This window comes from Pseudomonas sp. R2-60-08W (genome assembly GCF_003852335.1).
Taxonomy (GTDB): domain Bacteria; phylum Pseudomonadota; class Gammaproteobacteria; order Pseudomonadales; family Pseudomonadaceae; genus Aquipseudomonas.
In genome coordinates, this window is sequence record NZ_CP027731.1 from 856,800 (window position 1) to 883,738 (window position 26,939).

The window sequence follows — 26,939 nt, forward strand, 5'->3', positions numbered from 1 at the left end:
CACTTATCCAGAGATAAACTTCGCGTTATCGCCCGCTTTCTCGCTACGTTTCGGTCCGCGATGTTTCCTCAAGCTCCGACGCTGCACAGAGCATTACTCGGCAGCGGTTTCGCCTGCTTCATCTTCTGCTACAACACGTGGCGCGTGGACGTTGGCAACAGCCTTGTCGTCGTTGTGAGCCAGTGCAACGAACTCAACGCCTTTAGGGGCCTTGAGGTCGGACAGGTGAATGATGGTGCCGATTTCAGCAGCCGACAGGTCGACTTCGATGAACTCAGGCAGGTCTTTCGGCAGGCAGCTTACTTCCAGCTCGGTAGTAGTGTGGGAAACAACGCCACCTTTCTTGACCGGAGCTTCTTCACCAACAAAGTGCACTGGAACGATGGCGGTCAGTTTCTGACCGGCAATAACGCGTACAAAGTCAGCATGCAGCACGTGGCCTTTGGCCGGGTGACGTTGCAGGGCTTTGATGATCACGTTCTGCTTGGTGCCACCAACGTTCAGTTCGATAACGTGGCTGTAGGCAGCATCGTTTTCGAGCAGTTTGGCAACTTCTTTAGCCAGCATGCTGATGGATTCAGGGGCTTTGTCGCCACCGTAAACTACAGCTGGAACCAGGCTTGCGAGACGACGCAGGCGGCGGCTCGCACCTTTCCCCAGGTCGGAACGCACTTCAGCATTCAGAGTAAAATCGTTCATGTTGTATCTCCAAAATAACCACATTCGCCCCAGCGTTTGCGACCAGCGCTAAAGGCGATATGGGCAAAAAAGCCCCGCCCCAGCGGAATGCTGGGGCGGGGCGCTTTTCGTCAGTGAAATGGTCCGCAGGTTTGACCCTTAGCGGAACATCGCGCTGATCGATTCTTCGTTGCTGATGCGGCGAACCGCTTCGGCAACTACCGGTGCGATATCCAGTTGACGGATACGCGAACAGGCTTGAGCTGCAGCGGACAACGGGATGGTGTTGGTCACCACCAGTTCGTCCAGCATGGAGTTCTCAATGTTCTCGATCGCTCGGCCCGACAGCACAGGGTGTGTGCAGTAGGCGAAGACTTTTGCGGCACCGTGCTCTTTCAAGGCTTTCGCCGCGTGGCACAGGGTGCCGGCGGTGTCGACCATATCATCAACCAGAATACAGGTACGCCCTTCGACATCACCGATGATATGCATCACTTCAGAGTGATTGGCTTTCTCGCGGCGTTTGTCGATGATACCGAGGTCCACGCCCAGGGATTTGGCGACAGCCCGTGCACGCACGACGCCACCAATGTCCGGGGACACGATCATCAGGTTTTCAAAGCGTTGGTCTTCGATGTCATCCACCAGGACGGGGGAGCCGTAGATGTTATCTACTGGAATATCGAAGAACCCCTGGATTTGGTCAGCGTGCAGGTCAACCGTGAGAACACGGTCAATACCTACCACGGTCAGCATGTCAGCAACGACTTTCGCGCTGATGGCCACACGTGCGGAGCGCGGACGGCGATCCTGACGGGCATAACCAAAATAAGGGATTACAGCTGTGATTCGAGTCGCTGAGGAGCGGCGGAAGGCATCAGCCATCACGACGAGTTCCATCAGGTTATCGTTGGTCGGAGCGCAGGTCGGCTGAATAATGAAGACGTCTTTACCGCGAACGTTTTCATTGATCTCGGCAGTAATTTCGCCGTCGGAGAATTTACCGACAGAGATGTCACCGAGAGGGATATGCAGCTGACGTACGACACGTCGAGCCAGATCGGGGTTGGCATTCCCCGTAAAGACCATCATCTTGGACACGCGCAGTACCTAGAGGCTGAGGGTAACCTGGATGAGTATTAGAAAATGGCAGGGGCGGCTGGATTCGAACCAACGCATGGCAGGATCAAAACCTGCTGCCTTACCGCTTGGCGACGCCCCTGTATCTGTTGCAACGAGTGCCTAACACTCGATTCCTTTTAGAGCAGATTTTGCAGCTTGCGATGCAACATCGAAACGTTGCTTCCTTTTGCTACAAACCCTGTAAGGGTCTCTGTAAGAAGGGCCGAGACTTTATCAGCTTCAGCTTTGCTTGGGAAGCCCCCAAACACACAACTTCCAGTTCCGGTTAATTTTGCTTCGGTAAATTTACCTAACAAATTCAAAGCGTTACGTACTTCTGGATAACGCCTTGCTACAACCGGTAAGCAGTCATTTCGACTGTTTCCCTTGGGAACGGGGCGCACTTTAATGGGAGAAGAGTTACGTGTCAACAACGGATCTGAAAAAATTTCTGCTGTACTTACAGATACTTGCGGCACCAGCACGAGATACCACGGCTCTTCGGGCTCCACGGGGGTCAGTTTCTCCCCCACACCCTCGGCAAATGCGGCATGCCCATGCACGAAAACCGGGACGTCGGCGCCAAGTGTGAGGCCCAGTACGGCCAGGCGATCAGGGTCCCAGCCCAGTTGCCACAAGTGGTTGAGCCCGAGCAGGGTGGTCGCGGCATTTGAACTGCCGCCACCGATACCGCCGCCCATGGGCAGGATCTTATCGATCCAGATATCAATGCCGAGCGGGCAGCCGGATTGCTGCTGAAGTTTCTTCGCGGCCTTCACGATCAGGTTGCTGTCGTGGGGCACGCCTTCGAACGCGGTGTGCAGCTTGATCACGCCATCGTCCCGCACGGCGAAGGTCAGTTCATCGCCGTAGTCGAGGAATTGAAACAGCGTCTGCAACTCGTGGTAGCCGTCTTCACGACGGCCCAGGATGTGCAGCATCAGATTGAGTTTGGCGGGAGAGGGCAGCGTGAGTTTTGCGACAGTCACGTTATTGCCCCAATTTACGCGGTTGCCAGTCCTTGATCACCAGCGTGACGTCAAGGTCGGTGCCGTGCAGTTTGATGCGCTCGGGCAGCCAGTAGCCGTTCTGCTGCACATAGCTCAGGTACTCGACTTGCCAGCCGTCCTGCTCCAGGGAGGCCAGGCGACTGTCGCCATTGAGGCTCAAGCGGCTTTTGCTGTCCGGCGCGGGCAGGCCGCGCACCCACCAGACCAGGTGTGAAACGGGCAGCTTCCAACCGATCTGCTGCTCCAGTAGCTCTTCCGGGGAGGTCGCTTCGTAGCGGCCCTGGTTGGCCACTTCAAGGCTGACTTGCCCCGGTCGACCGGTCAGGCGGGCTGCACCGCGACCCAACGGGCCGGAGAGGCGAATATCGTAGTAATCCTGGCGTTGCAGCCAGAACAAGGTGCCGCTGCCGGAATCTTTCGGCGCGCGCACTCCGACCTTGCCTTCGATCTGCCAGCCGTCAATGCTGCTGAGCTGGTCCTTGTGCTGTTGCCATTGTGCCGGGTTGCCCTGGCCTTCAACGGATTCGCGGTTGCCTACGCCCGCGCAACCGGCGAGCAGGGCGATGAAGCTGAAAACGATAACGTGGCGCAAGAACATAAGCTTATAGGGTCTCGGATCCGGTCAGGCGCTTGATGGTGCCGCGCAGGATGGGGCTTTCGGGTTGTTCCTTGAGGAATTTTTCCCAGATTTGTCGCGCTTCGCGTTGCTTGCCGTTGGCCCACAGCACTTCGCCCAGGTGGGCGGCGACTTCCTGGTCCGGGAAGCGCTCCAGCGCCTGGCGCAGCAGGCGCTCGGCCTCGTCGAGGTTGCCCAGGCGGTAGTTGACCCAGCCCAGGCTGTCGAGCACGGCCGGGTCTTCCGGGTTGAGCGTGTGGGCCTGTTCGATCAGCACCTTGGCTTCGGCGTAGCGCGTGGTGCGGTCGGACAAGGTGTAGCCCAGGGCGTTGAGGGCCATGGCGTTGTCCGGGTCGCGCTTGATGATCAGGCGCAGGTCTTTTTCCATCTGCGCCAGGTCGTTGCGTTTTTCTGCCTGCATGGCGCGGGTGTAGAGCAGGTTGAGGTCGTCGGGGTATTGCAGCAACGCTTGTTGCAACAATTTCCAGGCGCGTTCGCCCTGGTTATTGGCCGACAAGGTCTCGGCCTGGATCAGATACAACTGGATCGCGTAGTCCGGTTCGGCATCGCGGGCCGCGGCCAGGCGCTTCTCCGCTTCGTCGGTACGGCCATTGCTCATCAGAATATCGGCCTGGCGCAACTGGGCCGGCAGGTAATCATTGCCTGGGCCGACCTGGGCGTACTCGAGCAAGGCCGCCTGCGGGTCGTTGCGTTCCTCAGCGATGCGGCCCAGGTTCAGGTGCGCCGAGTCCACATGGCTTTCGCGCGCGACCAGCTCTTCAAGATAACCCTTGGCCTCGTCCCAGGCCTTGGCTTCCAGGCACACCAGCGCCAGGGAATAACGCAGTTCGTCATCGTCCGGGTATTGCTGGACCAGATTGGCGAACTGCACCTTGGCGTCTTCCATGCGGTCCTGCTCAACCAGCATCCGCGCGTAAGTCAGGCGCAGGCGCTTGTCGTCCGGATATTTCTTGATGCTTTTTTCCAGCAGTGGAATCGCTTCCTTGCTGCGGTTGAGGTTCTGCAGCAGGCGGGCGCGTAGCAGGATCGGTGCAATCTCACCGTCTTCCGGCGGGTTCTGCTCCAGCAGCTTGAGGGCGGCGTCGGCTTCATCGTCCTGTTGCAGCAGCAAGGCTTTGCCGAAAATCAGCTGGCTGTTCTTCGGATGCTTTTGCAGCAGGCGGTCGAAACTTTTCATCAAGCCATTGCGTGTGTCCTGATCGGTATCGGCGGCCGACAGCGCAAGGAAGTCAAAATGCGTGTCGCCTTTGCCCTGCAAGACTTTTTCCATGTAGACCATGGAGTCGTCATAGCGCCCGGCGCGTGCCAGCTGCACAGCTGCCGCTCGTTGGGCTTCCAGGTCGTCCGGGGCGTTTTTTGCCCAGATCAGCGAGGCATCCAGTGCGGCCTGGTCGGCGCCCAGGTACTCGGCGATACGAAACGCGCGTTCCGAGATACCGGGGTCTTGAGTATTGATGGCCTGGGTCACGTAGTTATCCAGGGCAATATCGAAGCGATTACGCTGGCCGGCCAGTTCTGCGGTCAGCAGGCTGTAGACCGTTTCTTCGCTGAACGAGGAATAAACCTTGGGCTTTTCAGGGGCGGGGGGGCTGTCTTCCACCGGCGCTGTAGCGTCCGGCGACACGGGTGCCATGGCCTGGCAGCCGCTGAGGAAGACAAAAGCAAGGAGCAACGCGGAAGATCTATTCATATAGGAAGAGGACGACTAACCTGCGGTCGGATCATCATGACACAAGCCTTCGGCCAAACATAACCGAGTCTCAATGGATGCCTTTATAGGCACAACGTATAGGGACAATAGACGACGGTGGTTGTTCTGGATCTTTCGAAGTAGGACAATTGTCGGCTTCCCGACATCATCAGCGATAGTGAATGGCCTTTCTCGCACTCGGTATTAACCACAAGACTGCCTCGGTAGACGTGCGCGAGCGCGTAGCGTTTACGCCAGAGCAGTTGGTTGAGGCCTTGCAGCAGCTCTGCCGGCTTACCGACAGCCGCGAAGCTGCAATCCTTTCGACCTGCAATCGCAGTGAGCTTTATATAGAGCAGGAACACCTGTCTGCCGATGTTGTGCTGCGCTGGCTGGCCGATTACCACCATTTGAGCCTAGATGACCTGCGCGCCAGTGCCTATGTGCACGAAGACGATGCGGCCGTTCGTCACATGATGCGCGTGGCGGCCGGTCTCGATTCGCTGGTGTTGGGCGAACCGCAGATTCTTGGCCAGATGAAGTCAGCCTATGCCGTGGCCCGCGAGGCCGGCACTGTCGGCCCGCTGCTGGGCCGCCTGTTCCAGGCCACCTTCAATTCCGCCAAGCAGGTGCGCACCGACACGGCCATTGGCGAGAACCCGGTTTCCGTGGCGTTTGCCGCCGTCAGCCTGGCCAAGCAGATTTTCAGCGACTTGCAGCGCAGCCAGGCGTTGCTGATCGGTGCCGGCGAAACCATTACCCTGGTCGCGCGTCACCTGCACGAACTGGGTGTGAAGCGCATTGTGGTGGCCAACCGCACCCTTGAGCGCGCCAGCATCCTCGCCGAGCAGTTCGGTGCGCATGCCGTGCTGCTGTCGGACATCCCGGCTGAGCTGGTGCGCAGTGACATCGTCATCAGCTCCACCGCCAGCCAGTTGCCGATCCTGGGCAAAGGCGCGGTCGAGAGCGCGTTGAAGCTGCGCAAGCACAAACCAATCTTTATGGTGGATATCGCCGTTCCCCGGGATATCGAGCCAGAAGTCGGCGAGTTGGACGACGTTTACCTCTACAGCGTCGATGATCTGCACGAAGTGGTCGCCGAAAACCTCAAGAGTCGCCAGGGCGCCGCCCAGGCCGCTGAGGAGATGGTCAGCACCGGCGCTGAAGATTTCATGGTGCGCCTGCGTGAACTGGCGGCGGTGGATGTGCTCAAGGCGTATCGTCAGCAGGGCGAACGCCTGCGCGATGAGGAGCTGATCAAGGCCCAGCGTTTGTTGGCCAATGGCAGCAGCGCCGAAGACGTGTTGATGCAGCTGGCCCGTGGCCTGACCAACAAGCTGCTCCACGCCCCCAGCGTACAGCTTAAAAAATTGACTGCCGAAGGCCGCCTCGATGCGCTGGCCATGGCTCAGGAACTCTTTGCCCTCGGTGAGGGCGCGTCAGACAGCTCTTCGGATAAAAAACCGCAATGAAAGCGTCACTGCTCAATAAACTGGATGTGCTCCAGGACCGTTTCGAAGAACTGACCGCCTTGCTCGGCGATGGCGAGATCATTGCCGATCAAACCAAGTTCCGTGCCTATTCCAAGGAATACGCCGAAGTCGAGCCCATCGTGGCCACCTACAAAAACCTGCTCAAAGTGCAGGCCGACCTCGAGGGCGCCCAGGCGCTGCTCAAAGACAGCGACCCGGACATGCGCGAAATGGCCGTGGAAGAAGTGCGCGAGGCCAAGGAAAAACTCGTCGAGCTGGAAGGCGATCTGCAACGCATGTTGCTGCCTAAAGACCCTAACGACGGGCGCAACGTGTTCCTCGAAATCCGCGCCGGCACCGGTGGCGACGAAGCGGCGATTTTCTCCGGCGACCTGTTCCGCATGTACTCGCGTTATGCCGAGCGTCGCGGCTGGCGTGTGGAAATCCTCTCCGAGAACGAAGGTGAGCACGGCGGCTATAAAGAAGTCATCGCGCGGGTCGAGGGTGATAACGTCTACGGCAAGCTGAAGTTCGAATCCGGCGTGCACCGCGTGCAGCGTGTTCCGGCGACCGAGTCCCAGGGCCGTATCCATACCTCGGCGTGCACTGTGGCGGTGTTGCCCGAGCCGGACGAGCAGGAAGCGATCGAGATCAACCCGGCGGACTTGCGCGTCGACACCTACCGCTCCTCGGGCGCGGGCGGCCAGCACGTCAACAAGACCGACTCGGCGATCCGCATCACTCACTTGCCGTCCGGCATTGTGGTGGAATGCCAGGAAGAGCGTTCCCAGCACAAGAACCGTGCGCGGGCGATGTCCTGGCTGTCGGCCAAGCTCAATGACCAGCAAACCAGCGCCGCCGCCAACGCGATCGCCAGCGAGCGCAAGCTGCTGGTGGGGTCGGGCGACCGCTCCGAGCGAATCCGCACCTACAACTTTGCCCAGGGCCGGGTCACCGACCACCGTGTCAACCTCACCCTGTATTCCCTGGATGAAATTCTCGCCGGTGGCGTCGATGCCGTGATCGAGCCGCTGCTCGCCGAATACCAAGCCGATCAATTGGCGGCGATAGGTGAATAAATGACCATCATCGCCAGCCTGTTGCGTGCCGCCGACCTGCCCGACTCGCCCACCGCGCGCCTGGATGCCGAATTGCTGCTGGCCGCTGCGTTGGGCAAGTCCCGCAGCTACCTGCACACCTGGCCGGAAAAGATCGTCAGCAGCGAGCACGCCCTGGCCTTTGCCGGCTACCTGCAACGCCGTCGCGGCGGTGAGCCGGTGGCCTATATCCTCGGCCAGCAAGGCTTCTGGAAGCTGGACCTGGAGGTCGCCCCCCACACGCTGATCCCGCGTCCGGATACCGAGTTGCTGGTGGAAACCGCCCTGGAATTGTTGCCGTCCATGCCCGCCGAGGTCCTTGACCTGGGCACCGGCAGCGGCGCCATCGCCCTGGCCCTGGCCAGTGAACGGCCGATGTGGCAGGTCACGGCCGTCGACCGCGTGCTTGAAGCGGTGGCTTTGGCCGAGCGCAACCGCCAGCGGCTGCACCTCAATAACGCCGTGGTGCTCACTAGCCATTGGTTCGGCGCGTTGCAAGGCCACACCTATGACCTGATCATCAGCAACCCGCCGTATATCGCCGCCAACGATCCACACCTGGCAGCCGGCGATGTGCGTTTCGAGCCGGCCAGTGCGCTGGTGGCCGGCGATGACGGGCTGGACGACCTGCGCCTGATCATCAAACAGGCCCCGGCTCACTTGAATGCCGGTGGCCGCCTGTTGCTGGAGCATGGTTACGACCAGGCCTCGGCCGTGCGCGAGCTGTTGCTCGGTGAAGGCTTTGAAGAGGTGCACAGCCGCATCGACCTTGGCGGCCATGAGCGCATCACCTTGGGACGCCGCCCGTGCTGAGCGACCAGGAGCTATTGCGCTACAGCCGACAGATTCTGTTGCAGCATGTGGACATCGACGGCCAGTTGCGCTTGAAAAACAGCCGCGCCCTGATCGTCGGCCTGGGCGGGCTGGGTGCGCCGGTTGCGCTGTACCTGGCCGCCGCTGGCGTAGGTGAGTTGCATCTGGCGGATTTCGACACGGTCGACCTGACCAACCTGCAGCGCCAGATCATCCACGACAGCGACAGCGTGGGGCAGACCAAGGTCGATTCGGCCATGGAGCGGCTGAGCGCCCTCAACCCCGAGGTCGCGCTGCTCGCTCACCGCGCCGCGCTGGATGCCGATTCGTTGGCGGCAGCCGTCGCCGCCGTCGACGTGGTACTCGATTGCAGCGACAATTTTTCCACCCGCGAAGCGGTCAACGCGGCCTGTGTCATGGCCGGCAAACCCTTGATCAGTGGCGCGGCGATTCGCCTTGAAGGGCAGTTGTCGGTCTTCGACCCACGGCGCCCCGAAAGCCCGTGCTACCACTGCTTATACGGGCATGGCAGCGACACCGAACTGACCTGCAGCGAAGCCGGTGTAATCGGCCCTTTGGTAGGACTGGTCGGCAGCCTGCAAGCGTTGGAAGCGTTGAAGCTGCTGGTCGGGTTTGGCGAGCCGCTGGTAGGGCGTTTGTTGCTGATCGATGCGTTGACCACGCGCTTTCGTGAGTTGCGCGTCAAACGCGACCCTGGTTGCAGCGTGTGTGGGACGCAACATGGTTAACGACGCGCCCATCGGTGTGTTCGATTCCGGGGTCGGCGGCTTGTCGGTACTGGACGAAATCCAGCAGTTGTTACCCCACGAGTCACTGCTGTACGTGGCCGATTGCGGGCACATTCCCTATGGCGAGAAAACCCCGGCCTTCATCCGCGAGCGCTCGCGGCGGGTCGCCGAGTTCTTTCGCGGGCAGGGGGCCAAGGCGTTTGTGATCGCCTGTAACACCGCCACGGTCGCCGCCGTTGCCGATTTGCGCCAGGACTACCCCGATTGGCCCCTGGTCGGCATGGAGCCTGCGGTAAAACCGGCGGCTGCTGCGACACGCAGCGGCGTGGTCGGCGTGCTGGCCACCACCGGTACCCTGCAAAGCGCCAAGTTCGCCGCCTTGCTCGACCGTTTCGCCACCGACGTGCGGGTGGTTACCCAGCCCTGTCCGGGCCTGGTAGAGCTGATTGAGACCGGCGACCTGAACAGCCCGGCGCTGCGCCAGTTATTGCAGGGTTACCTCGATCCGCTGCTCAGCGCTGGCTGCGACACCATCATCCTCGGTTGTACCCACTACCCCTTCCTCAAACCACTGCTGGCGCAGATGCTGCCCCCGAGCATCATCCTGATCGACACCGGCGCCGCCGTCGCGCGCCAGCTCAAGCGCTTACTGGGCGAACGCGGCTTGCTCGCCAGTGGTTCCCCGCTGCCTGCGCAGTTCTGGACCAGCGGCGATGTGTATCACCTAAGAAATATCCTACCGATACTATGGAAACATCCTGGAGTTGTGCGAAGCTTCGCTTCGTGAAAATTTCGTGAAATCTCGCTGAACTTCTGGCTCTACGTCAGCTTCTATAGCGAGATGGCCTGTAAATAACCAACAACTTCGTTCGCAAAGGTAGTTTCTATGAAGCGCTTGTTCTGTATGGCTGCTATTGCGGCTGTGATGGTGGGACACTCTATTACCACCCAGGCCGCCGGCCTGGAGTTCGGGCTGGGCAGCACCAGCGATTCAACGCTGACCTACCGTCTGGGCCTGACCTCGGATTGGGACAAAAGCTGGATGCAGAGCAATGTCGGTCGCCTGACAGGCTACTGGAGCGGCGCTTATACGTATTGGGAAGGTGATGACCGTGCAGGCGCCAGCAGCCTGTCGTTCTCGCCGGTGTTTGTGTATGAGTTTGCCGGCGAGTCGGTCAAACCCTACATCGAGGCCGGGATCGGCGTGGCGTTGTTCTCCCGCACCCAACTGGAAGACAACAACATCGGCCAGTCCTTCCAGTTCGAAGACCGCCTGGGTTTCGGCCTGCGGTTTGCCGGCGGGCATGAAGTGGGCATTCGCGCCACGCACTATTCCAACGCCGGGATCAGCAGCAACAACGATGGGGTAGAGAGCTACGCGCTGCACTACACCATGCCGTTGTAACGTTCAAGAACACCGAAAAACCAATGTGGGAGGGGGCTTGCCCCCGATGACGGCCGGTCAGTCAAATTATAGGTGACTGACACAACGCTATCGGGAGCAAGCCCCCTCCCACATTTGGATTTGTACTTATCGCCGTATCAGCGGTAGACCGTAGCAATACCTGCACGCTCTTCCAGACACTCCGGCGCCCCCATCTCGAATTCCCGGCAAATCAACGGCCGAAGCTCATAGATCGTGCACATCATAGTGTTCCGGTCCAGCGCCGCACACCAGCCGTCATCCAGGCGCAGCATCACTTCGCCGCCCCAGTCGTCGGTATCGATATAGCGCTGCGGCACGCCGGTGTCGGTGATCAGCATGACTTCCAACTGGCAACAGCAGGCCGCACACGTCGAGCAGGTGACGGCGGGTTCGGTGATTTGAATGTGGGGGATGTTGGTCATAGGCGCGCAGTGTAAGCCAAGCAGGCCATGGGTGTAGGAATGCGCGACGGACGTCAGTGAGCCAACCGCTGCATGCCGACAAACACTGCGGCCCAAAGTACCGCCAGCCCGGCCATTGTCGGCCCCAGTCCATAGCCAAACTGCACGCCAGCCAATTGGCTGCCGGCGTAATACGACAACGGCCCACCCACCGCGCCCAACAGGGCGGCACGCCACCAGGGCCGGGCGCTCCAAGCCAGGCAATGGCGCAGGGTGGTCGCCAGCAATGCCCACAGCAACATCAACCAGAACGGAATCAACGGCCCCGGTTCGCTGAAGTGGAAAACCCCAAGTGTGCGCAACAGCGTGTCGAGCAGCGTGCCGGCGAGCGTCACGCCGATGATCAGCACCCCGTCATCCGCCAGCGGACTTATCCACAGCAGGTTGATCACCAATACCGCCAGCCCCACCAGCAGCCACAGGCTGTCGCCGCCGAGCACACAGGCAAACCAGCCGCACTGGAACAACGCGGCATTCGCCAGGGATTTAAGCACTGAAGCGCCCGAGCAACGGCGGGTTGATTGCCGCAGGCTTGGCCAGCAGTAACTGCGCGGTGCCAATCGTGCGCTCCATGAAGCCGCCCTCGCAGTAGCACAGGTAGAACTCCCACAAGCGCAGGAAGTACTCGTCGTAGCCAAGCTCGGCGAGGCGGCCATGGGCGCGGCGAAAGTTCTCATGCCACAGGCGCAGGGTTCGTGCGTAGTGCAGGCCGAAATCCTCCATGTGCAGCAGGTTCATGTCGGTGTCGCGGCAGACGATCTGCAGCATGTTCTGCACACTGGGCAGGGCGCCGCCGGGAAAGATGTAGCGTTGGATGAAGTCGACGCTGTGCTTGGCCTGCTCAAAGCGTTGTTCGCGAATGGTGATGGCTTGCAGCAGCATCAGGCCGTCGGGTTTGAGCAAATGCGCACACTGCTTGAAATACGTAGGCAGGAAGCGATGGCCTACCGCTTCGATCATTTCGATGGACACCAGCTTGTCGTACACACCCGTGAGGTCGCGGTAGTCCTGCAGCAGCACCGTCACCTGACTGTGCAGGCCCGCCGCCGCGATGCGCTGCGCGGTGTAGGCAAACTGCTCTTTGGACAAGGTGGTCGTGGTGACCTTGCAACCATAATGCTGCGCCGCGTACAGCGCCATGCTGCCCCAGCCGGTGCCGATTTCCAGCAGGTGATCGCTGGGCTTGAGCGACAGTTTCTGGCAGATGCGTTCCAGCTTGTTCAGTTGCGCCTGTTCCAGGGTGTCGTCGGCGCTGAGAAATTGCGCTGCCGAATACATCATGGTCGGGTCGAGAAACGCCTCGAACAGGTCGTTGCCCAGGTCGTAATGGGCCGCGATGTTTTTCTGCGAGCCCTTGCGCGTGTTGCGGTTGAGCCAGTGCAGGCCCTGGGTGAACGGCCGCGCCAGGCGGGCCAGGCCACCTTCCATCGCATCAAGCACATCGAGGTTGCTGACCATCACCCGCACCACGGCGGTCAGGTCCGGGCTGCTCCAATAACCGTGGATAAATGCCTCGCCGGCGCCGATAGAGCCGTTGGCGGCCACCAGGCCCCACGCCGCCGAATCCAGGATCTGGATTTCCCCCAGCAGGTGCGCTTCCCGTGCGCCGAACACTTGTCGCTCGCCGTCCTCGACGATCACCAATTGGCCGTGGCGCAATTGGCTGAGTTGGCGCAACACGCCTTTGCGCAATAGCGCAGCGCTGATGCCGTTGACGTTCAGGCGATTGGTCTTGACCGATAAGCTAGGGGATTTCATGGCGGCGGTCCTTGGTATACCCGACTGCGGTGCTGGAGACGCCATCGGCGGCTCGGTGGGGGAAAATCGGTGTGCGTTTGAGCAGCAGGCGCAGGGCCTGCCAGTAAATCGCGAGGCAAGTTTTGGCGGTCATCCAGGGAAAGCGCCATAGATAGCGATGCAGGCTGGCGCGGGTCAGGGCCTCTTTTTGCAGGCTCAAGGTGGCGTCGAAGACTTTATGCGCGCCTTGCCAATCGGCCATGTGCACGCCGAGCCGGGCGGCCGGCGGGCTGAAGCTCATGCGATATTCCAGGTCGCGTGGCAGGAAGGGCGATACATGGAACGCCTTGGCCACGGCGAAGTGCTGATGCTCATCGGCGCCCATTGCCTGGGTCGGCAACACGTAGTGATAGCGCTCGCGCCACGGTGTATTGGTGACTTCGCACAGGATCGCCGCCAGCTGCCCGTCGGCCTCGAAGCAATAGAAGAAACTCACCGGATTGAACGCCAGGCCCCAACTGCGGGCCTGGGTCAGCAGGCAGATAGCGCCCTGCGGGGTGCGTCCCAGGGTCTTGCCGACTTCCTGGCGCACCGCGTCGCTCAAGCTCATACCGTGGCGCGTGAATTGGCGCAGGTAATCCTGCTGGCGAAAGCCGAACGGCGCCAGGCGGTTCGCGCCGGCCAGGGGGGAGAGCGCAAGCACCGCGTTCTCTTCGCTGAGGTCCAGGTACAGCAGGCCGATGCGGTAGCGAAAGGCATGGGCCTTGGGCGTAAACCGACGATGGGCGATCCAGCCGCTGTACAGGGCGCTGTTCACAGGGTTTCCCCAAAGGCCTGGGCCACGCGCAGGGCGCTGACCACGCCATCTTCGTGGAAACCGTTGGCCCAGTAGGCGCCGCAGTAGAACGTGTTGCGCGCGCCATGCAATTCTTCCCAGCGCGCCTGCGCGGCCACCGCTGCCAGACTGTATTGCGGATGGGCATAGGTGTAGCGCGCCAGGATCTTCAGCGGATCGATCATCGGCGTTTGGTTGAGGCTCACGCAAAAGGTGGTGGCGCTGTCGATGCCTTGCAGGATGTTCATGTCGTAGGTAACAGCGGCCTGATGCTGCTGACTGCCGCTCAGCCGGTAGTTCCAACTGGCCCAGGCCAGCTTGCGGTCGGGCAGCAGTCGCGTATCGGTGTGTAGCACCACGTCATTGTCGGCATAGGGCAGGGCGCCAAGGATTTGCTGTTCGGCTTGGCTGGGGTCGGCGAGCAATGCCAGGGCCTGGTCACTGTGGCAGGCGAAGACCACGCGGTCGAACGTCTCGCTGCCGGCCGGGCTGTGGATAACCACGCCGTCGTCGGTGCGTTGCACGTTCTGCACAGGACAGTTGAGGCGTACGTGATCGCGGAAGCTGCGGGCCAGCGGTTCGATATAACAGCTGGAGCCGCCTTCGATCACGCACCACTGCGGGCGATTGCTCACCGACAGCAAACCGTGGTTCTTGAAGAAACGCACGAAGAACTGCAAGGGGAACTTGAGCATGTCGGCCAAGGACATCGACCAGATTGCCGCGCCCATCGGCACGATGTAGTGGCGGATAAAGCGCGGGCCATAACCGCCGGCGTCGAGATAATCACCCAGGGTCATGTCGGCGCTGATGCGCTGCGCTTGCAGGTCCTGCGGCGCCTGACGATTGAAGCGCAGAATATCGCGCAGCATGCCCCAGAACCCTGGCGACAGCATGTTGCTACGCTGGGCAAACAGGCTGTTGAGGTTATTGCCGTTGTATTCGAACCCCGCGCTCGGGTCGCACACCGAGAAACTCATCTCGGTAGGTTTGAACCTGACGCCGATCTGCCCCAGCAGGCGGATGAAATTGGGATAGGTCCAGTCGTTGAACACAATAAAGCCGGTGTCCACCGCATAGCGTTGGCCTTCGACCGTCACGTTGGCCGTATGGGTATGCCCGCCGAGGCAGTCACCCGCCTCGAACAGTGTGATGTCGTGGCGCCGACTGAGCAGGTAGGCACTGGTCAGCCCGGCGATGCCGCTGCCGATAATGGCGATCTTCACAGGTCGTCCTTGTGCGGCGGCGGGCTGCGCAACATGCGTTTGCCGATGATCAATTGGGCCCGGTTAGGCAGCTTCGACAGCGGCCACAAGGTGGCGATGAACATAGCCGGAAAGGCGATCTCCAGCGGGCGCTTTTCCAGTTTGGCGAAGATATGCTTCGCCGCCTTGTCGGCCGACCAGCTTAACGGCATGGGAAAATCATTGCGTTCGGTCAGGGGCGTGTCGACAAACCCCGGGCTGATCACCGTAACGTCGATGTTCTCGGGCGACAGGCTGATGCGCAAGGATTCGAACAAGTAGCGCAGCCCCGCTTTGGAGGCACCATAGGCTTCGGCACGTGGCATGGGCAGATAGGTCACGGCGCTGGCCACGCCCACCAGGTGCGGCGTACGCCCGGCACGCAACAGCGGCAGCGCCGCTTCGATGCAATAACTGCTGGCCAGCAGGTTGGTGCGCACCACGTGCTCGACGATCGACGCATCGAACTGCCGGGCGTCGACGTACTCACAGGTGCCGGCGTTGAGGATCACCGTATCCAGCGAGCCCCAGGCTTCGCCGATTCGTTCACCGATCTCGCGTACGGTCTGGCTGTTGGTCAGGTCGCCGGCCACCACCAGCACCTGCCCCGGATAACGCTGGGCGAGTGCTGCCAATGGGCCTTTGGTGCGCGAGCTGAGCGCCACATGGGCGCCGCTGTTGAGCAACTCCACGGCCAGCGCGGCGCCGATGCCACTGCTGGCGCCGGTCAACCAATAACGACGGGGCGGTGTCAGGCTCATCCCATTCTCCTCTCTGGACGCGTGGGCAGGCTGCGAAAGGCGGCAAGGGCGCGCTCGCGGGAGTGTTTCAGGTCAACGATAGCGCGCGGGTAATCGGCCACTCCAAACAAACCGCCGGCGGCTTGCGGGCTGTGCACGTCCTTCTTATTCAGCGCGGCCAGCTCCGGCAGCCAGTGCTTGATGAACAGGCCTTCGCTGTCGAATTTTTCCGACTGGCTCAACGGGCTGAAAATCCGGAAATATGGCGCCGAATCGGTACCCGTCGATGAACTCCACTGCCAGCCACCGTTGTTGGCCGCCAAGTCGCCGTCGATCAAGTGCCGCATGAAGAAGCGCTCACCTTCGCGCCAGTCGATCAGCAGGTTCTTGGTCAGGAACATCGCCACCACCATGCGCAGGCGGTTGTGCATCCAGCCGGTTTCCAGCAGTTGGCGCATGGCCGCGTCGATAATCGGCAAACCGGTGCGCGCTTGCTGCCAGGCGGCCAGGTCCTCGGGCGCGTTGCGCCAGGCCACGGCTTCGGTTTCGGGGCGGAACGCCCGATGGCGCGAGACCCTTGGGTAACCCACCAGGATGTGTTTGTAGAACTCACGCCACAGTAGCTCGTTGATCCAGGTGATCGTGCCGATGTCGCCGCTTTCGAACTCGCCCTGGTTGGACTGCAACGCCGCGTGCAGGCACTGGCGTGGCGACACGACTCCAGCGGCCAGGTAGGCGGACAGCTGGCTGGTGCCGGGCTTGGCGGGGAAGTCGCGCTCGTCTTTGTAATAGCTGATTTGCTCGTCCGCAAAGGCGTCGAGGCGACGGCGCGCTTCGTCTTCACCGGCGGGCCACAGGGCACGCAAGGTTTCACTGGGTGACGCGAAACCTTCAACGCGGGTGGGGATGACGTCGCTTTTTACGTCGAGCCGGGCCTGGGCCTTGGGGCTCACCGCCAGGCGCGGCAAGGCGCTGTGCAGGCGGGTGTAGCAGACTTTTCGGAACTGGCTGAACACCTGGAAGTAAGTGCCGGACTTAGTCAACACGCTACCCGGCTGGAAAAACAATTGGTCCAGGTAGCGCTGGAAGGTCACGCCCTGGGCTTCCAACGCCTGGGCCACGGCGGCGTCGCGGCGGCTCTCGTGGATACCGTATTCCTCGTTGACGTGCACCGATTGCACCTTGAGCTCCCGGCACAGCTGGCTCAATACGCCGGGCGCCTGGTCCCAGGTGTCGGCGTGGCGGATCAACAGCGGGATGTTCAGGGCTGCCAGCGCCTGGCTCAGCGCTTGCAGGTTGCGTAGCCAGAAGTCGACCTTGCAGGGCGCGTCAGCGTGGGCCAGCCATTGTTGCGGCGTGATCAGGTAAACCGCCGCGACCGGGCCTCGCTGGCTTGCGGCAGCCAGGGCGGTGTTGTCGTGAAGGCGCAGGTCGGTGCGCAGCCAGATCAAGTGCATTTAGACAATTCCACGCTGGAGCAATATCTGATGGGCCGACAACGGGTCTTCGGCGACGAACACGTCGGGGAGGTCATGGGTGAGTGCGGCCAACTCGGCGTGGTGGATGCACACCGTGGGGCCGGCAATCAGTATCGGGCAACCAACGCCGGCCAGCAGTTTGGTGAGTGCCGGGACCTGCAGCGCTTTGCTTGAATACAGCAGCACCGCACGCGGTTGCAGGTGTTCTACCGCCAGGGCCAGTTCGCCGGCGGGCAGCGGCCAGTCGAACACCTCCACCGGGCAGTCGGCGCTGCTGGCCAGCCAGGCGCTGAGCCACAAGTGCGGTTCCAGAGGTAAGTCGGAGTGGTTGACCAGCAGCAACGGGGCGCCGTGGAGTTGACGATTGTTGTGGTAAATCCGCGCGCCAAACTTGCTGCGCAGCCACGACAGGAAAAACACCCGCTCCATCTGCGCGCCGAATTGACCCTGCCATTTCTGTTCAAGCTCGCGAAGCAGCGGCAACATCAATTGCTCGCACAGTGTGCGTGGCGGGTAGAGCGCCATGGCTTGGTTGAAGGCATCGTCGACCCGGCGTTCAGCCAATTCGCCAATGGCAGTGATCAAAGTTTGACGCAAGGCGTGCCATTCATTTTCCATCGGCTCGGGGTTGGCCTGGGCGGAGTCGATCAAGCCTTTTACCTGGCTGACCGGCACGCCCCGATTGAGCCAGGTGAGGATGGCGTGGATACGCTGCACATGTTCGGCGCTGAACAACCGATGCCCTTTGGGCGTGCGCTGGGGCACGATCAGGCCGTAGCGGCGTTCCCAGGCGCGCAGGGTCACGGCGTTGACGCCGGTCTGGCGCGCCACCTCGCGGATCGGTAGCCAGCCATTTTTCAGGGCTTGGGCGATGTCTTCGCCGGTTTCGTCTTGCAGGGCAACGTTCATGGCTTAGATCGCATTACGCAGGCTGAGATTTTCCGGGTGCGGTTGCAGGTAGGCCTGCTGCGCAATGTAGCGGTCCGGGTGTTGACGAAAGTGATGCTTGAGCAAGGTAAGCGGTACCACCAGAGGCACGATGCCTTGGCGGTATTGGCCGATGATGGTTTGCATTTCCTGCTTGTCGTCGACGCTGATCGACGCCTTGAGGTAGCCGCTGATGTGTTGCAGCACATTGGTGTGGGTACCGCGGGTGGCGCACCTTTTAAGGCCCGTCATCAGTTCGCAGAAGTAGCAGGTGGCCAACTCGTCGAGGTTGTCATCCTTGCCCATGGTGCCGAGCAACTGGCCGAGGCTTTTGTAGTGCGCCGGGCTGTGGGCCATCAGCAAGTATTTGTAGCGCGAGTGAAAGGCCAGCAGGCGATGACGCGTCAGGCCATCGGCGAGCAGTTGCTGCCAACTGGCGTAGACGAACACGCGGGTCAGGAAATTTTCTCGCAATACCGGGTCATTCAGACGGCCGTCTTCTTCCACCGGCAAGTTGGGATGGCGTGCGCAGAAGGCCTGGGCGTAGATACCGCGCGCCCCACCATCCACCGGTGCGCCATTCTCACGGTAAACCTTGACCCGCTCCAGGCCACAGGACGGCGATTTCTGCATAAAGATGTAGCCGCACAGGTCGGTATGTTCACGCGCCATCGCCTGCCCGTATTCATCCAGTGGCTGGGTCACGTTGAGTTCGCGGTGGACGGTGCCCACGGCCTGGGGATTATCCGCGTCGCCGACCAGGCGAATGGTTTCGCGGGGGATGCCCAGGCCGATTGCGACTTCAGGGCACAGCGGCACGTAGTCGAAGTATTCGGCCAGGGTCTGGCTGCACAATAGGGATTGTTTATGCCCGCCGTTGAAACGCACGTTCTCGCCCAGCAGGCAGGCACTGATGCCGATCTTGGGTTTCACGGAATGGGGCATGGGCAAACCTCTGTGAAATTCCTGTACAGGTGCGAATTACTGTACAACTAATTTCATCATAGATTTGATCTTGTACAAGTCAATTATTTTGTACAGGTTTTTTCGCAGGGCTTACTGCCATCCCATTTTCCAGCTATTCGTATTCTGCAATATTTGCCAGCCAACGCGCTCGGTTCGTCGGGTCATCACCGCCTGCAACTCGATCTCCAGCACGGTGCCTTCCTCGTCACGAAACAGTTCGGTGACGAGGAAGTGTTTTTCCTTGTTTTTCGGCAAGGTGGCTGTCCATTTCGACAATAGCAATTTGGCTGGGTTGATGCGATTCATTGCAGGTGCTCGATCAATCGTCGCGCCGCCTCCTGGCCGCTGAGCCAGGCGCCTTCGACACGCCCCGACAAACACCAGTCGCCGCAGACGAACAGGCCCAGGTCGGCATCGGCCAGCACGCCGAGTTCATGACTGCTGGACGGTCGGGCGTAGAGCCAGCGGTGCGCCAGGCTGAATGAGGGCGCAGGCATGGCGCAATGCAGCAACTCGGCGAAGGCGCCGTGCAGGTGTTCGATCACGGCCTCTTTGGGCAGGTCCAGGTGCGCCTTGCTCCAGGTGCTGGTGGCATGCAGCACCCAGGTGTCGACGGTAACGTCACGCCCCGGTTTGCTGCGGTTGCGCGCCAGCCAGTCGAGGGCGCTGTCTTGCACGAAGCAGCCTTCCATCGGTGTATCCAGGGGCGTGTCGAAGGCCAGGGCGATAGCCCAGGTCGGGTCCATTTTTACCCCGGCCACGGCGCTCGCCAGTTTCGGTGCGGCGGCCAGCAGGGTAGTGGCCTGGGGCGCCGGCGTGGCGATGATCACATGGCTGAACGGGCCGTGATGGCCGCCATCGGCGTCGAGCAGGTTCCAGTGCTGGGTGCCCTGGAACACCTCGGTGATGCGGCAACCGAATTCCACCGGCAGGTCATCGAGCAGGGCGCGGGTAATGGCGCTCATGCGCGGTGTACCGACCCAGCGGATCTGTTCATCGGGAGAGGGCGTCAGTTGGCCGGACTTGAAGTTGTACAGCTGGGGTTTCCACTGTTGCGCCCAGCCATGGCTTTGCCAGCGCTGCACTTCGTTGACGAAGCGCCGATCACGCGCGGTGAAGTACTGTGCGCCCATGTCCAGGGCACCGGCATCGCTGCGCTTGCTGGACATACGGCCGCCGCTGCCGCGGCTTTTATCGAAGAGTTGTACAACGTGCCCCGCGTCTCGTAACGCTCGGGCGGCGGAGAGACCGGCAATGCCGGTACCGATGATCGCAATGGGGACAGTCATGGGAGGCCTCGTTTTACCGTTGGGTACAGACTACGCCGACACCAATAGCTGTACAATATTGTTTTTTGGTATAAGTTTTGGCGTGCCTGATTGTGTGGCGTGACCTATGGTTAAGCTAAGGCCTGAATGGCCGCCACGCTCGATTATTAAATTGATCCCTGCTTATAAAATAGACCAGTGAGCGGCGGCGAACGTTACATGAGGAGGGTCCCATGCATATTTTGCTGACCGGCGGTACCGGCTTGATCGGCCGTCAACTGTGCCGGCACTGGCTTGCCCAGGGCCATCGCTTGACCGTGTTGAGCCGCAAACCCGAGGCCGTTGCGCGGGTCTGCGGCGCGCAAGTGGCGGGTGTCGGGCGCTTGCAGGACGTGATCGGCGGCGTCGATGCGGTGGTCAACCTCGCCGGTGCGCCCATCGCCGACCGTCCCTGGACCCACAAACGCAAGGCTTTGCTGTGGAGCAGCCGCATCAGCCTGACCGAAAGCCTGCTGGCATGGCTGGAAAGCCTGGAGCACAAACCGGCGGTGCTGATCTCCGGGTCTGCCGTGGGTTGGTATGGCGACGGCGGCGAGCGCGAACTGACTGAAGCGTGCGGCCCGGTGCAGGACGATTTCCCCAGCCAGTTGTGTATCGCCTGGGAAGAAACCGCCGTGCGGGCCGAGGCCCTGGGCATTCGTGTGGTGCTGGTGCGTACCGGCCTGGTGCTGGCGGCCGAGGGCGGCTTTTTGTCGCGCCTGCTGCTGCCGTTCAAACTGGCGCTGGGCGGGCCGATCGGCAATGGTCGGCAATGGATGCCGTGGGTGCATATTCAGGATCAAATCGCCCTGATTGATTTTCTTCTGCACAAGGCTGACGCCAGCGGTCCTTATAATGCCTGCGCGCCACACCCGGTGCGTAATCGCGAATTTGCCCAGACGTTGGGCCAGGTGCTGCACCGCCCGGCGTTCATGCCGATGCCGGCCTTTGCATTGAAGGTCGGCTTGGGCGAGTTGTCGGGCTTGTTGCTGGGCGGGCAAAAGGCCCTGCCTGAGCGGCTGCTGGCGGCGGATTTCACTTTCCAGTTCACTGAGTTGCGTGCGGCCCTGGACGACTTGTCCAGCCGCCTCTAGAGATAGGATGTTGCATGACGGATCACGCGTTGTTACTGGTCAACCTGGGCTCACCGGCCTCCACTTCGGTGGCCGATGTGCGCAGCTACCTCAATCAGTTCCTGATGGACCCTTATGTGATCGACTTGCCGTGGCCGGTGCGTCGCTTGCTGGTGTCGCTGATCCTGATCAAGCGCCCCGAGCAGTCGGCGCATGCCTATGCGTCCATCTGGTGGGAGGAGGGCTCGCCGCTGGTGGTCCTCAGCCGTCGCCTGCAGCAGCAGATGATCACGCAATGGACCCAGGGCCCAGTGGAACTGGCGATGCGTTATGGCGAGCCTTCGCTTGAAACGGTGCTGACACGCCTGGCCGCCCAGGGCATTCAGAAAGCGACCCTGGCGCCGCTGTACCCGCAGTTTGCCGACAGCACCGTGACCACGGTGATCGAGGAAGCCAGGCGCGTGGTGCGCGACAAGAAACTCAAGGTGCAATTCTCGATCCTGCAGCCGTTCTACGATCAGCCTGAGTACCTCGATGCCTTGGCGGCGAGTGTGCAGCCGTATGTAGAACAGGATTACGACCACCTGCTGTTGAGTTTCCACGGTTTGCCTGAGCGTCACCTGACCAAGCTCGACCCCACGGGCCAGCATTGCTTCAAAGACGCTGACTGCTGCCGGAACGCGTCCCCGGAGGTGCTTGCCACCTGCTACCGCGCGCAGTGTTTCAGCGTGGCCCGGGATGTGGCCGCGCGGCTGGGGTTGCCGGACGGCAAATGGTCGGTGGCGTTCCAGTCCCGCCTGGGCCGCGCCAAGTGGATCGAGCCCTACACCGAGGCGCGTCTCGAGGCCTTGGCGCAACAAGGCGTGAAAAAACTGCTGGTGATGTGCCCGGCGTTTGTCGCCGATTGCATCGAGACCCTGGAGGAAATCGGTGATCGCGGTCTGGAACAGTTCCGTGAGGCGGGGGGCGAAGAGTTGGTGTTGGTGCCCTGCCTGAATGATGACCCGCAATGGGCTGCGGCGCTCAATACCTTGTGTGAACGGGCGCCTGTTTCACTGTAATTAAGCCGTGCGAATAGCCAAATGTGGGAGGGGGCTTGCTCCCGATAGCAGGGTGTCAGTCTCAGTATTGCTGATTGATACACCGCTATCGGGAGCAAGCCCCCTCCCACATTTAGTACGCGTTTGCTTAGAGATTTAGGGTCAGGCTGAGCGTGAGGTTGCGCGGCTCACCGGGGTTGACCCAGTAGCTGCTGTAGGACCGCTCGTAATAGTGCTCATCGAACAGGTTGTTGAGGTTCAGGCCCACGGTGACATTTTCCGTCGCCTTGTAATGCGCGAGCAGATCGACGGTGTGGTAGGCGGGCAGTTCGAAACCTGTGCCCGCTTCACCGGAGCGATCACCGACATAGGTAAACGCCGCCCCCAGGTCCGAACCGCGTAACGCGCCGTCCTGGAACTCATACACCCCCAACAGACTGCCGCTGCGCTTGGCCACGCCGAGGATGCGGCTGCCCGCTGGAATGGTGTTATCACCCTTGGTCACTTCGGCGTCGATGTAGGCGAAAGCGCCGATCACGCGGATGGCGTCGGTGACTTGCCCGGTCAGTTGCAGATCGAATCCCTGGCTGCGCGCCTTGCCCATGGCGCGGTTGGTGTTGGTCGACGGGTCCAGGGTCAGCACGTTTTGCTTTTCGATATGAAAGGCGGCGAGGGTGGCGCTGAGGCGGTCGTCGAACAGCTCGGTCTTGACTCCAACTTCATAACCCACGCCCTCTTCGGGTTTGAAGGTTTTGCCAGTGGCGTCCAGGCCACTGTTGGGTTTGAACGAGGTCGAGGCGTTGGCGAACACGCCGATTTCGGGCGTGAGCTGGTAAAGCAGGCCGGCGCGGTGGGTGAGTGCGTCGTGGGTTTGCCGGCTGGGTGGGGCGTTACGGGTGAAGTCGTCGACCGTTTGTTCGAAATGCTCAAAGCGCGTGCCAATCATGCCGCGCAGGCGGTCGGTGAAGATGATCTGGTCTTGCAGATTCAATGCGTGGCTTTTGGTTTGCTCGAAGAAGTCGGTGCCAGAGCGTTTGTCGTTGGGTTTGGGCTGGCCGTAGACCGGGTTGTAGAGGTCGATGGGGTAGTTGCCGTCGGTAGAGGTCACGCGTTCCTGCTTGCGGTAGTCCTCGTATTCGGTGCCCACCAGCAGTTCGTGCTGCCAACTGCCGATATCAATCAGGCCACGCAGTTCCAGCTGGGTGATGCTGTCGTGCCAACCCATGGAGCGTTCGCGGTAGCGGCGGTTGAGAGTGTGGCCGTCTGCATTCAGCGCACGGCTTTCCGACGCATCGCCCCATAGGCTGCCTTGTTTGTAGTGGCTGGCCAGGCGTAGTGTCCAGGCGTCGTTGAGGTGATGTTCCAGGGTGGCCTGGATGCGATTGTTGTGGTTGTCGATGTCGCCGTCGTTGGGTTCGCCGAGGAAGGTGGAGCGTGATACCCCAGGGACGTCGACGATGCCGCGATCGAAGGTCGAGCTGTGGCGCACGAATTCGCTTTCCACCAGCAGGCTGGTGTCCGGGTTCAGCTGCCAGCTGAACGAAGGCGCGACGAACACGCGCTTACTCTCGACGTGATCACGGAAGCTGTGGTTGTCTTCCACTGCCAGATTGACCCGTGACAGCACATTGCCCTCGGCGTCCAGAGGTGTGTTGACGTCGAGGGCTGTGCGATAGCGGTCCCAAGTGCCGGCACTGGTTTGCAGGGTCGTGAAGGCTTCCGGCTGGGGCTTCTTGGTGACGATATTTACCGTGCCGCCCGGATCACCACGCCCATACAAACTGGCGGCAGGCCCCTTGAGTACTTCGATGCGTTCTATATTCGCGGCATCCGGCGTGCTCGGGTAGCCCCGGTTGGCACTGAAGCCATCCTGATAGAACTCCGAGGTGGTGAAGCCGCGTACGCTGTATTCGTAAAGGGTCAGGCCGCCGAAGTTGTTCTGTTTGGAGACGCCGCCCGCAAACTCTAAAGCGCGTTCCACGCTGGTACTGCCCAGGTCCTTGAGCACCGTGGCGGGAATCACGCTGATCGATTGCGGGATGTCGCGCAGGGCGGTGTCGGTCTTGGTGGCACTGGCGGAGCGGGTCGCGCGGTAGCCCTGCACCGGGCCGGTCGCCGACTCATAAGCGTCGGTGGTGACGCTGATGGTGTCCAGTTCCAGGGTGTTTTCTTCGGCGTAGGCGGGGTCGAGCAGCAAGCCCAGGGCCAGGCCGGCCAGGGGCGCAAACTTTCGAGACGGCATGATAGAGCGTTCCAATGTCGGTATTGAAACAATATAACATGTCTAGTGAGATGAATTGTTATGTAATATCATCTTACAGGTGCCCGCGAGCGGGCACCTGGGCGATGCCGCTTATTCCTCTTCTTTTACCGGCGCCGTGGCTGGCGGTGGGCGCAGGCCGATTTCCGCCGACAGCTTGATTTCCTTGCCGTTGCGCATCACCTGGATCGCCACCTTGTCGGTCGGCTTGATCCGCGCCACCTGGTTCATCGACTTGCGGCCATCACCGGCCGGAGCGCCGTCGATGCTGAGGATCACGTCGCCCAATTGCAGGCCGGCTTTCTGCGCCGGGCCGTCGCGGAAGATCCCCGCGACCACGATGCCAGGGCGCCCGGTCAGGCCGAACGACTCGGCCAGTTCCTTGGTCAAGGGTTGCACTTCAATGCCCAGCCAGCCGCGAATCACCTGGCCGTGCTCGATGATCGACTTCATCACCTCCATCGCCAGCTTCACCGGGATCGCAAAACCGATGCCCTGGGAGCCGCCGGACTTGGAGAAAATCGCCGTGTTGATTCCCGTGAGGTTGCCATTGGCATCCACCAGCGCGCCGCCGGAGTTGCCGGGGTTGATCGCCGCGTCGGTCTGGATGAAGTCTTCGTAGCTGTTAAGGCCCAGCTGGTTACGCCCGGTGGCGCTGATGATGCCCATGGTCACCGTCTGGCCAACGCCGAACGGGTTGCCGATGGCCAGCGCCACGTCGCCTACGCGCAGGCCATCGGAGCGGCCGAGGGTGATCGAGGGAAGGTTCGTCAGGTCGATTTTCAGTACCGCAAGATCGGTTTCCGGATCGCTGCCCACGACGCGGGCCAGGGTCTCGCGGCCGTCACGCAGGGCCACCACGATCTGGTCGGCGCCGGTGGTCACGTGATTGTTGGTGAGAATGTAGCCTTCGGGGCTCATGATCACCCCGGAACCGAGGCTCGATTCCATGCGGCGTTGCTTGGGCCCGTTGTCACCGAAGTAGCGGCGAAACTGCGGGTCTTCGAACAAGGGATGCGCCGGTTTGTTGATGACCTTGGTGGTGTACAGGTTGACCACGGCGGGGGCGGCGATGGTCACGGCGTCCGCATAGGTCACCGGGCCTTGCACCACGGTGCTGGTTTGCGGGGCCTGTTGCAGGTTCACATCAAGGCTGGGCAGGCCAACCCACTGTGGATAACGCTGAATGATCAGCATCGCGATCAGCACGCCGGCCAGCAATGGCCATCCAAAAAAACGCAGCGCCTTGAGCATCAAGTAAGTCCTGACAGGTTGCAGGGGGCGCGGGAGCGCCCATAATGACGCGCATTATACGAGGCTGCGACGCCAGCGAACGGGATATTTAGGAGTCTTTTATGGCCGTCCCCCTTACCACCCTCGTCGAGGAAGCGGACCGCTACCTTGGCAGCTTGAAAATCGCCGATTATTGCCCCAACGGCCTGCAAGTGGAGGGCCGGCCGCAGGTGATGCGCATTGTCAGCGGCGTCACCGCCAGCCAAGCCCTGCTGGACGCCGCCGTCGAAGCCCGGGCCGACCTGATCCTGGTGCACCACGGGTATTTCTGGAAGGGCGAAAACCCCTGCATCACCGGCATGAAGCAACGTCGCCTGAAAACCTTGCTCAAGCATGACATCAGCCTGCTGGCCTACCACCTGCCGCTGGATCTGCACCCTGACGTCGGCAATAACGTGCAGCTTGCCAAGCAACTGGACATTACCGTCGAAGGCCCGCTCGACCCAGGCAACCCAAAGGTCGTCGGCCTGGTCGGCTCGCTCGCCGAGCCGCTGTCGCCGCGCGACTTTGCCCGTCGCGTGCAGGACGTGATGGGCCGAGAGCCGCTGCTGATCGAAGGCGGTGAAATGATCCGCCGCGTCGGCTGGTGCACCGGGGGCGGGCAGGGGTATATCGACCAGGCAGTGGCTGCCGGTGTCGACCTGTACCTGAGCGGCGAAGCCTCGGAGCAGACCTTCCACAGCGCGCGGGAAAACGACATCAGTTTCATCGCCGCCGGCCATCACGCCACCGAGCGCTATGGCGTGCAGGCGTTGGGGGATTACCTGGCACGACGCTTTGCCTTGGAGCATATCTTCATCGATTGCCCGAACCCGATCTAAGCCACACAGCCGAGGCAAATGTGGGAGGGGGCTTGACCGAGTTCCAGGCCAAACTCAGGGGAA

The 26,939-nt window shown here is 61.3% G+C and carries 27 protein-coding genes and 1 tRNA gene; 9 read left to right on the top strand and 19 right to left on the bottom strand.

The genetic code is table 11. The annotated features are described in order from the left end of the window. Positions 1-93 precede the first annotated feature (93 nt). The 6 genes from C4J90_RS03705 to C4J90_RS03730 form a co-directional block, all read right to left on the bottom strand. Positions 94-699 carry a 50S ribosomal protein L25/general stress protein Ctc gene (locus C4J90_RS03705; protein WP_124361194.1) on the bottom strand — a complete coding sequence of 202 codons (606 nt, stop codon included), beginning with the start codon at positions 697-699 and terminating at the stop codon, positions 94-96. 138 nt (positions 700-837) lie between these two features. Beyond that, positions 838-1,779, bottom strand: coding sequence for a ribose-phosphate pyrophosphokinase (locus C4J90_RS03710; RefSeq protein WP_003208392.1), 942 nt, complete (start codon positions 1,777-1,779; stop codon positions 838-840). 46 nt (positions 1,780-1,825) lie between these two features. Beyond that, a tRNA-Gln gene (locus C4J90_RS03715) sits at positions 1,826-1,900 on the bottom strand. Positions 1,901-1,937: 37 nt separating this feature from the next. Beyond that, on the bottom strand, positions 1,938-2,741 hold the full coding sequence (ispE, locus tag C4J90_RS03720) for a 4-(cytidine 5'-diphospho)-2-C-methyl-D-erythritol kinase (RefSeq protein WP_256658978.1): 804 nt from the start codon (positions 2,739-2,741) through the stop codon (positions 1,938-1,940). A gap of 49 nt (positions 2,742-2,790) precedes the next feature. Continuing rightward, positions 2,791-3,408, bottom strand: coding sequence for a lipoprotein insertase outer membrane protein LolB (gene lolB / locus C4J90_RS03725; protein WP_124365751.1), 618 nt, complete (start codon positions 3,406-3,408; stop codon positions 2,791-2,793). A 4-nt stretch (positions 3,409-3,412) separates the two neighbouring features. Then, on the bottom strand, positions 3,413-5,137 hold the full coding sequence (locus C4J90_RS03730) for a tetratricopeptide repeat protein (protein ID WP_124419248.1): 1,725 nt from the start codon (positions 5,135-5,137) through the stop codon (positions 3,413-3,415). A gap of 182 nt (positions 5,138-5,319) precedes the next feature. Here C4J90_RS03730 and hemA point away from each other — a divergent pair, with 182 nt between their 5' ends. From hemA to C4J90_RS03760, 6 genes are all read left to right on the top strand, one after another. Further along, positions 5,320-6,609, top strand: a complete 1,290-nt coding sequence (gene hemA, locus C4J90_RS03735; protein WP_124361198.1) for a glutamyl-tRNA reductase — start codon at positions 5,320-5,322, stop codon at positions 6,607-6,609. Further along, complete coding sequence (gene prfA, locus C4J90_RS03740) at positions 6,606-7,688, top strand: peptide chain release factor 1 (RefSeq protein WP_124361199.1); 1,083 nt, start codon at positions 6,606-6,608, stop codon at positions 7,686-7,688. The genes hemA and prfA overlap by 4 nt, the downstream gene beginning before the upstream one ends. Beyond that, positions 7,689-8,519 (top strand): peptide chain release factor N(5)-glutamine methyltransferase, encoded by an 831-nt coding sequence (prmC, locus tag C4J90_RS03745; protein WP_124361200.1) that lies wholly within the window; start codon positions 7,689-7,691, stop codon positions 8,517-8,519. Beyond that, positions 8,513-9,268, top strand: coding sequence for a molybdopterin-synthase adenylyltransferase MoeB (locus C4J90_RS03750; RefSeq protein ID WP_124419249.1), 756 nt, complete (start codon positions 8,513-8,515; stop codon positions 9,266-9,268). The genes prmC and C4J90_RS03750 overlap by 7 nt, the downstream gene beginning before the upstream one ends. Further along, positions 9,261-10,055 (top strand): glutamate racemase, encoded by a 795-nt coding sequence (gene murI / locus C4J90_RS03755; RefSeq protein WP_124419250.1) that lies wholly within the window; start codon positions 9,261-9,263, stop codon positions 10,053-10,055. Before C4J90_RS03750 ends, murI begins: the two co-directional genes overlap by 8 nt. A gap of 99 nt (positions 10,056-10,154) precedes the next feature. After that, entirely contained in the window at positions 10,155-10,673 is a 519-nt protein-coding gene (locus C4J90_RS03760) for an acyloxyacyl hydrolase (RefSeq protein ID WP_065891717.1), read from the top strand. Positions 10,674-10,810: 137 nt separating this feature from the next. Here C4J90_RS03760 and C4J90_RS03765 read toward each other — a convergent pair whose 3' ends face one another. The 11 genes from C4J90_RS03765 to C4J90_RS03815 all read right to left on the bottom strand — a co-directional run bounded on the left by C4J90_RS03765 (position 10,811) and on the right by C4J90_RS03815 (position 20,371). Further along, positions 10,811-11,116 carry a YkgJ family cysteine cluster protein gene (locus C4J90_RS03765; protein WP_124361204.1) on the bottom strand — a complete coding sequence of 102 codons (306 nt, stop codon included), beginning with the start codon at positions 11,114-11,116 and terminating at the stop codon, positions 10,811-10,813. Between the two features lie 53 nt (positions 11,117-11,169). After that, entirely contained in the window at positions 11,170-11,649 is a 480-nt protein-coding gene (locus C4J90_RS03770; RefSeq protein WP_124361205.1) for a DUF2878 domain-containing protein, read from the bottom strand. After that, entirely contained in the window at positions 11,642-12,913 is a 1,272-nt protein-coding gene (locus C4J90_RS03775; RefSeq protein WP_124361206.1) for a cyclopropane-fatty-acyl-phospholipid synthase family protein, read from the bottom strand. Before C4J90_RS03775 ends, C4J90_RS03770 begins: the two co-directional genes overlap by 8 nt. Beyond that, positions 12,900-13,709 carry a DUF1365 domain-containing protein gene (locus C4J90_RS03780; protein ID WP_124361207.1) on the bottom strand — a complete coding sequence of 270 codons (810 nt, stop codon included), beginning with the start codon at positions 13,707-13,709 and terminating at the stop codon, positions 12,900-12,902. The genes C4J90_RS03775 and C4J90_RS03780 overlap by 14 nt, the downstream gene beginning before the upstream one ends. After that, the gene (locus tag C4J90_RS03785) at positions 13,706-14,953 is read right to left on the bottom strand and encodes an NAD(P)/FAD-dependent oxidoreductase (protein WP_124419251.1); all 1,248 of its coding nucleotides are present in this window, start codon (positions 14,951-14,953) and stop codon (positions 13,706-13,708) included. Before C4J90_RS03785 ends, C4J90_RS03780 begins: the two co-directional genes overlap by 4 nt. Then, a complete protein-coding gene (locus C4J90_RS03790; RefSeq protein WP_124369522.1) occupies positions 14,950-15,732 on the bottom strand; it encodes an SDR family oxidoreductase in 783 nt (260 codons plus the stop codon). The genes C4J90_RS03785 and C4J90_RS03790 overlap by 4 nt, the downstream gene beginning before the upstream one ends. Further along, on the bottom strand, positions 15,729-17,168 hold the full coding sequence (gene phrB / locus C4J90_RS03795) for a deoxyribodipyrimidine photo-lyase (protein WP_124419252.1): 1,440 nt from the start codon (positions 17,166-17,168) through the stop codon (positions 15,729-15,731). Before phrB ends, C4J90_RS03790 begins: the two co-directional genes overlap by 4 nt. Then, positions 17,169-18,098 (bottom strand): MerR family transcriptional regulator, encoded by a 930-nt coding sequence (locus tag C4J90_RS03800; protein ID WP_124419253.1) that lies wholly within the window; start codon positions 18,096-18,098, stop codon positions 17,169-17,171. Positions 18,099-18,101: 3 nt separating this feature from the next. Continuing rightward, entirely contained in the window at positions 18,102-19,061 is a 960-nt protein-coding gene (locus C4J90_RS03805) for a DUF523 and DUF1722 domain-containing protein (RefSeq protein ID WP_124419254.1), read from the bottom strand. A 111-nt stretch (positions 19,062-19,172) separates the two neighbouring features. Next, positions 19,173-19,388 (bottom strand): TIGR02450 family Trp-rich protein, encoded by a 216-nt coding sequence (locus tag C4J90_RS03810; protein WP_124419255.1) that lies wholly within the window; start codon positions 19,386-19,388, stop codon positions 19,173-19,175. Further along, on the bottom strand, positions 19,385-20,371 hold the full coding sequence (locus C4J90_RS03815; protein ID WP_124419256.1) for an NAD(P)/FAD-dependent oxidoreductase: 987 nt from the start codon (positions 20,369-20,371) through the stop codon (positions 19,385-19,387). The genes C4J90_RS03810 and C4J90_RS03815 overlap by 4 nt, the downstream gene beginning before the upstream one ends. Positions 20,372-20,583: 212 nt before the next feature. On the opposite strand from C4J90_RS03815, the gene C4J90_RS03820 reads away from it, so the two are divergent. Both C4J90_RS03820 and hemH read left to right on the top strand, forming a co-directional pair. Then, positions 20,584-21,483: a TIGR01777 family oxidoreductase gene (locus C4J90_RS03820; RefSeq protein ID WP_124419257.1), complete on the top strand. Its 900-nt coding sequence runs from the start codon at positions 20,584-20,586 to the stop codon at positions 21,481-21,483. 14 nt (positions 21,484-21,497) lie between these two features. Beyond that, positions 21,498-22,523: a ferrochelatase gene (gene hemH, locus C4J90_RS03825; protein WP_124419258.1), complete on the top strand. Its 1,026-nt coding sequence runs from the start codon at positions 21,498-21,500 to the stop codon at positions 22,521-22,523. Positions 22,524-22,650: 127 nt separating this feature from the next. On the opposite strand, the gene C4J90_RS03830 is transcribed toward hemH, so the two are convergent. Both C4J90_RS03830 and algW read right to left on the bottom strand, forming a co-directional pair. Then, positions 22,651-24,744 (bottom strand): TonB-dependent siderophore receptor, encoded by a 2,094-nt coding sequence (locus C4J90_RS03830; RefSeq protein WP_124419259.1) that lies wholly within the window; start codon positions 24,742-24,744, stop codon positions 22,651-22,653. Positions 24,745-24,855: 111 nt separating this feature from the next. After that, positions 24,856-26,016 carry a Do family serine endopeptidase AlgW gene (algW, locus tag C4J90_RS03835; RefSeq protein WP_124361218.1) on the bottom strand — a complete coding sequence of 387 codons (1,161 nt, stop codon included), beginning with the start codon at positions 26,014-26,016 and terminating at the stop codon, positions 24,856-24,858. A 101-nt stretch (positions 26,017-26,117) separates the two neighbouring features. Between algW and C4J90_RS03840 the strand changes: the two genes are divergently transcribed. Next, the gene (locus tag C4J90_RS03840) at positions 26,118-26,876 is read left to right on the top strand and encodes a Nif3-like dinuclear metal center hexameric protein (RefSeq protein ID WP_124419260.1); all 759 of its coding nucleotides are present in this window, start codon (positions 26,118-26,120) and stop codon (positions 26,874-26,876) included. The last annotated feature ends 63 nt before the right edge of the window (positions 26,877-26,939 follow it).